The 4,506-nt window shown below is 36.0% G+C and carries 6 protein-coding genes; all 6 read right to left on the bottom strand.

All coding sequences use genetic code 11. The annotated features are described in order from the left end of the window. Positions 1 to 11: 11 nt before the first annotated feature. The gene (locus FJR05_RS06125; protein ID WP_254446772.1) at positions 12 to 437 is read right to left on the bottom strand and encodes a hypothetical protein; all 426 of its coding nucleotides are present in this window, start codon (positions 435 to 437) and stop codon (positions 12 to 14) included. A 71-nt stretch (positions 438 to 508) separates the two neighbouring features. After that, the gene (locus FJR05_RS06120) at positions 509 to 988 is read right to left on the bottom strand and encodes a four helix bundle protein (RefSeq protein WP_168643299.1); all 480 of its coding nucleotides are present in this window, start codon (positions 986 to 988) and stop codon (positions 509 to 511) included. Between the two features lie 62 nt (positions 989 to 1,050). After that, positions 1,051 to 2,082: a DMT family transporter gene (locus tag FJR05_RS06115; protein ID WP_371416827.1), complete on the bottom strand. Its 1,032-nt coding sequence runs from the start codon at positions 2,080 to 2,082 to the stop codon at positions 1,051 to 1,053. Positions 2,083 to 2,225: 143 nt separating this feature from the next. Beyond that, on the bottom strand, positions 2,226 to 3,491 hold the full coding sequence (locus tag FJR05_RS06110) for a glycosyltransferase (RefSeq protein WP_168643298.1): 1,266 nt from the start codon (positions 3,489 to 3,491) through the stop codon (positions 2,226 to 2,228). Positions 3,492 to 3,599: 108 nt separating this feature from the next. Beyond that, positions 3,600 to 4,355: a C-terminal helicase domain-containing protein gene (locus FJR05_RS06105; protein ID WP_254446770.1), complete on the bottom strand. Its 756-nt coding sequence runs from the start codon at positions 4,353 to 4,355 to the stop codon at positions 3,600 to 3,602. Between the two features lie 27 nt (positions 4,356 to 4,382). Next, the coding region (locus FJR05_RS06100; protein WP_168642427.1) for a transposase at positions 4,383 to 4,506 on the bottom strand (124 nt) is incomplete at its 5' end.

Raw genomic sequence — 4,506 nt, 5'->3', positions numbered from 1 at the left:
CCTACTTCTACCTACCCTATAAACTCTCGAAAGTGGGGGGAGAGTGAAAAACTACTACATAAAATATAACGGGTGATTTCTGGTTTAGCATCAACAAATTTAATTAAGCCATTTTGAGCCACAAATCTTTCCGTAAGCAGCTTATCAAAATTCGTATTTTTGAGGTATCCATCATATTTAATACCTAATGCACTAACTTGTCCTGTAGTAGATAATAAATCAGATAATTTATTTAATACTTCGGAATGATAAGTAACAAAAACACTTTGAGATACATCAGCTTTTGTTGTAAATGTAACATCTTCTGGTAGGGATAGCAGTGACGCTAAATTTTCAGTTAGTAAAACATTCAAAGTGTGTTCACTAGCTGGTTCTGCGATACCATCATGTAACGCAATAATTTTTTCTAACGTGGAAATAATTGGATCTGATAACATCTGGGGACTGGGGACTGGGGATTGGGGATTTGAGAATAACTTAGGAATGTGAATTAAATAAAGTACAACTCTTAATTTATATAATCTAATGTTGGGTTACGCTGTCGCTTCACCCAACCTACAAAGAATTGTAAGTTAATAAATCCACGTTTCTTAGTATAAAAGTGGTGGTAAAATACTAATTTATAATCTTTAGTTACTGGTTCTCGAATATATTGTTTTCCATACTCTTCTCCACCTTGTTTTTGAGAACGAATAAAGCGACAGTACCCATTAAGACCTTTTTCAATCTGTGCTTCAATTTGATTTACCCAAGCTAATTGTTCTGTTGTGCAGAATCCAATCTTTTCAGCGATGATGAAAGCACTTTTAGTTTCTGCTAAAGATCCACGAGCAATATACATAAAACGTAAGCGGTCTAGATAGTGATAACGCCCATAGCCTAGACTTTTACTAACAGAAAATATGGTTGCTACTTTCCGAATTGATATTTTCTGCTGAATATGTGCTGCAACTATTTTTTCTCGAAGATCGATTGAATATGCTTTCATAAGAAAATTATCTTTTTATTATTACTAACTGTACCTCATAACAGAGGGAAGTGCTGTATAATTTACATTCCCTTAAAGCCAACTTCCATGTCTTTTTCAATTATAATTTCTTCCGAAGTTATACTTTTTGGCAGTTGATTATAAATACCTATTTGATTGAGGATAATACCAAAAATAATGACACTACCTCCTATATACTGTGCTGTTGTGGGGACTGCTCCCAAAATCCAATAAGCAGATAAAATACCTGCAATTGGACTAAAAGAACTAGCTAAAGAAACATCAGAAGCAGTAGTCTTTTTCAGACCTTGAAACCATAATAGCTGACCACCGACAATAATAACTGCCCCATAAAATAACATCCATTGCCAAATAAAGGGGGATAAAACATCCATAAAGTGACTTATACCATATAATTTCATCACCACTATAAAGAAAATTAATGTACCTGCAAATGTACGAAAAATTGTAAATATTCCTAATGGAATTTGACGCAATTTAACTTTACTAATAATTGTAGAAATTGCTAAAGAAATTGCTCCTGCTGCTACCATAATTTCACCTTGTCCAATCATTAAGTTGGCACTCATATTAATTGTATTCGGTTGTGGAGGTTGAAGAATAATTGTCAAGATGACACCAATAAAAGAGATAACAGAGCCAGCCATAACCCAACTATTAACTTTTTCTTTGAGGAATATAATTGATAAAGCCAAAGCTAAAGGTGGTTCTATTCTTCCCACCAAGACAACATTATTAACAGTAGTTTTTTCCAATGCCATGAAAATTAGAGAAGGTGCTAATGCGCCTGAAAGAATTGCTACTCCTAGTAAGCCTAGCCAGTCAGTAGCAGATAATTTATTGATAGTCCTAAAATTCCACTGCCGACCATAAATAACTATTAAAGTTAGTAAAGCACAAAGATTACCAACAAACAAAACGTTACAAAAAGAAATGGGATTTCTACCATCAATTAAATTCTGTGCGCCAATTTCTGTAAGTTTGCGTGTAATGGAGTTAGCAGCAGCAAAAATTAGGATAGCCAGAAGTAAATAGGTTCGTCCAGGATTGAATAACCTAGTGATATTGTTCACAAATTTTGACATTCTGGTTTTGGGTATAACAAAGGTAACATATCAGATAAAAGAATTTGCGAATCAGGAAACTCTAAAGGTGAAACCATTCGTAACCTTAACAATATTCGTTTTATAGATGTTATTCATAAGCACAATTTTTCTCAAGCAGATAAATAATGTTGCAGAACACTAACAGCAGCAGGTACACCATTTTCTGTCCTAACTTTCTCCCCTAATAATGCTGCTTGGGTTTGCATTTTTTCACTTTGTACTTCTACAAACGCACCTGTCAAACTTTCCACAGTTAGTTTTTGGTGAGGTAGAGGTTTTGTTCCCACTCTCAATTTCATCACAATATCAGCCCAAGAAGGTTGATCTCCAGCAAAGGGAATAGGAATATGGGGAATACCTGCACGAATGACAGCCGCAGTTGTTCCTGCACCGCAATGATGCACCGCAGCAGCTACGCGAGATAATAACCAAGCATGGGGAATGGAATTAATTTTAAAGATTGTATCTGGTAAATTACTATTACTAATCCCACTCCATCCTGTAACTAAAATCCCTCTTTCTCCTGTTCTTTGTAGCGCCTCTAAAACAATCTCTAGAGTTTTCGCTGCTGTTTCTCCTCCCATACTACCAAAACCAACATAAATAGGGGGTTTTCCCTTTGCTAAAAAATCAACTAAATCAGCAGGAGGAACAAAATTTGTCGGTGCATCCAAAAACCAATAACCTGTAGAATGAATTTCTGAAGGCAAATTTTTAGGAGTGGGAATAACAGAGGAACTAATACCCCGTAACCAAGGGATTCTTTGTTTTCTCAATCGAGGTAAATAAGACTGCCAAATTGATATAGGTGCAAGATTTAAAACTTTTACTCGCCAATTATTGATAGGTTGACGGTAAATCTGCCAAAATAAAAACCAGATCAAATGATAACTGAAACGATTATACCAACCTCCCAAACCCTCTAAAACTGGCATTATTTTCAGCATCGGATATAAATTGGTGGGATAAGAGGGAAAAAGTTCTCCCCAAAAAAATGGCACGCCTAATTTTTGGGAAATATCTAAACCCCAATAAGCAATAGGTGAACCAATAATAGCATCCGCATCTTGACAAGCTACCCAGGCATCTCGTAAATTTGCATCCATGCAGGGATTAAATAATTCAGAGACGGTTTTGTATATTTTAAATAAGTTCTTCCCTGTATTTAATGCTGCTTGACCTGCTTCACTTTCTAACATTTCTTGTGGGTTCATACTCAATAGGGCAAACTCAAAGCCTAATTCTTTTACCCACGCTTCAAAATTGGCATGAGTGGCAATTTTGACTGTATATCCTACTTTTTTTAGTCCCAAACCCAAAGCTAGAAAAGGTTGGACATCACCACGAGAACCAAAGGCTAAAATTGTAATTCGCATTGTTGCTAAATCTGGCAATCGTAAAAAATTTTACATAACGCCATTGATTATATCTTTTTTGGTGAACTCAAGGCACAATAGTTACCCCAAGTCCCCAGTCCCCAATCCCTAAGCCTCAAAATCTTCGCCGAAAATCTGTTCATCTAGTTCCTGAACTTGCTGATACTGGTCTTTAGCTTTCAACAAATTATCTGCCAATTGGTCAAAAGCTGTATCTAATTCAGGTTTTTTCTGATTTTTCAACCAAATCTCCATAACAATTTCACTAAAATCAAATTCATCATCTACATTCCCTAGAATTGTCTCAATCTCACCTACCACCAATTCAAACATATTGATTTTGTCATGTAATATTCGCAGAATATATTCTTCAATGCTGCCTTTTAAACAAAAGTTAAAAATAAATACATCCTGGGTTTGGCCAATGCGGTGAATACGACCAATGCGCTGTTCTATTTTCATAGGATTCCAAGGCAGATCATAATTTACGATCGCATTTGCAAACTGAATATTCCGCCCTTCTCCACCTGTTTCCGATGCTAACAGTACAGAAACAGTATCCCGAAAAGCAGCGATCGCATCATCTTTTGCTTTCAAGGACATCCCCCCTTGAAATTCTGCAAAGGGAATATTTGCTGCTGACAGAGTTTTAGCTAAATATTCACTGGTGGCTTTGTGAGTAGTGAAAACCAATGTTTTCTGACTAGATTTGGACAGCATTTCTATCAATACTCTCGCTTTCTCTACCTGCTTTACCTGTGCGGCACGTTTAGCTAAAGACTTCAATTCTTCATCATCAGGTATGCGTTTAGTCAATTGTTTGAGAGAGTCAGCCAAAGCACCAGGGGAAGAACCAGCCCGCATTAACAAATTAGGGCTCTTGCGTCCCTTTTATGGAGAATTAATACTAAAGTGCCAGTTTAATAAACTACGTAATCTAAAATTACTAAAGTTACGAAATCCATATCCAAGTCTTTTGATTAATTTGAGTTTATTATTAATTCCTTCTACAGTA

Origin of the sequence: Dolichospermum sp. UHCC 0259, from assembly GCF_009711935.1 — a bacterium.
Taxonomy (GTDB): Bacteria; Cyanobacteriota; Cyanobacteriia; order Cyanobacteriales; family Nostocaceae; genus Dolichospermum.
Note: the sequence above shows the minus strand (reverse complement) of the source record. Positions and strands in the feature narration are given on the sequence as shown.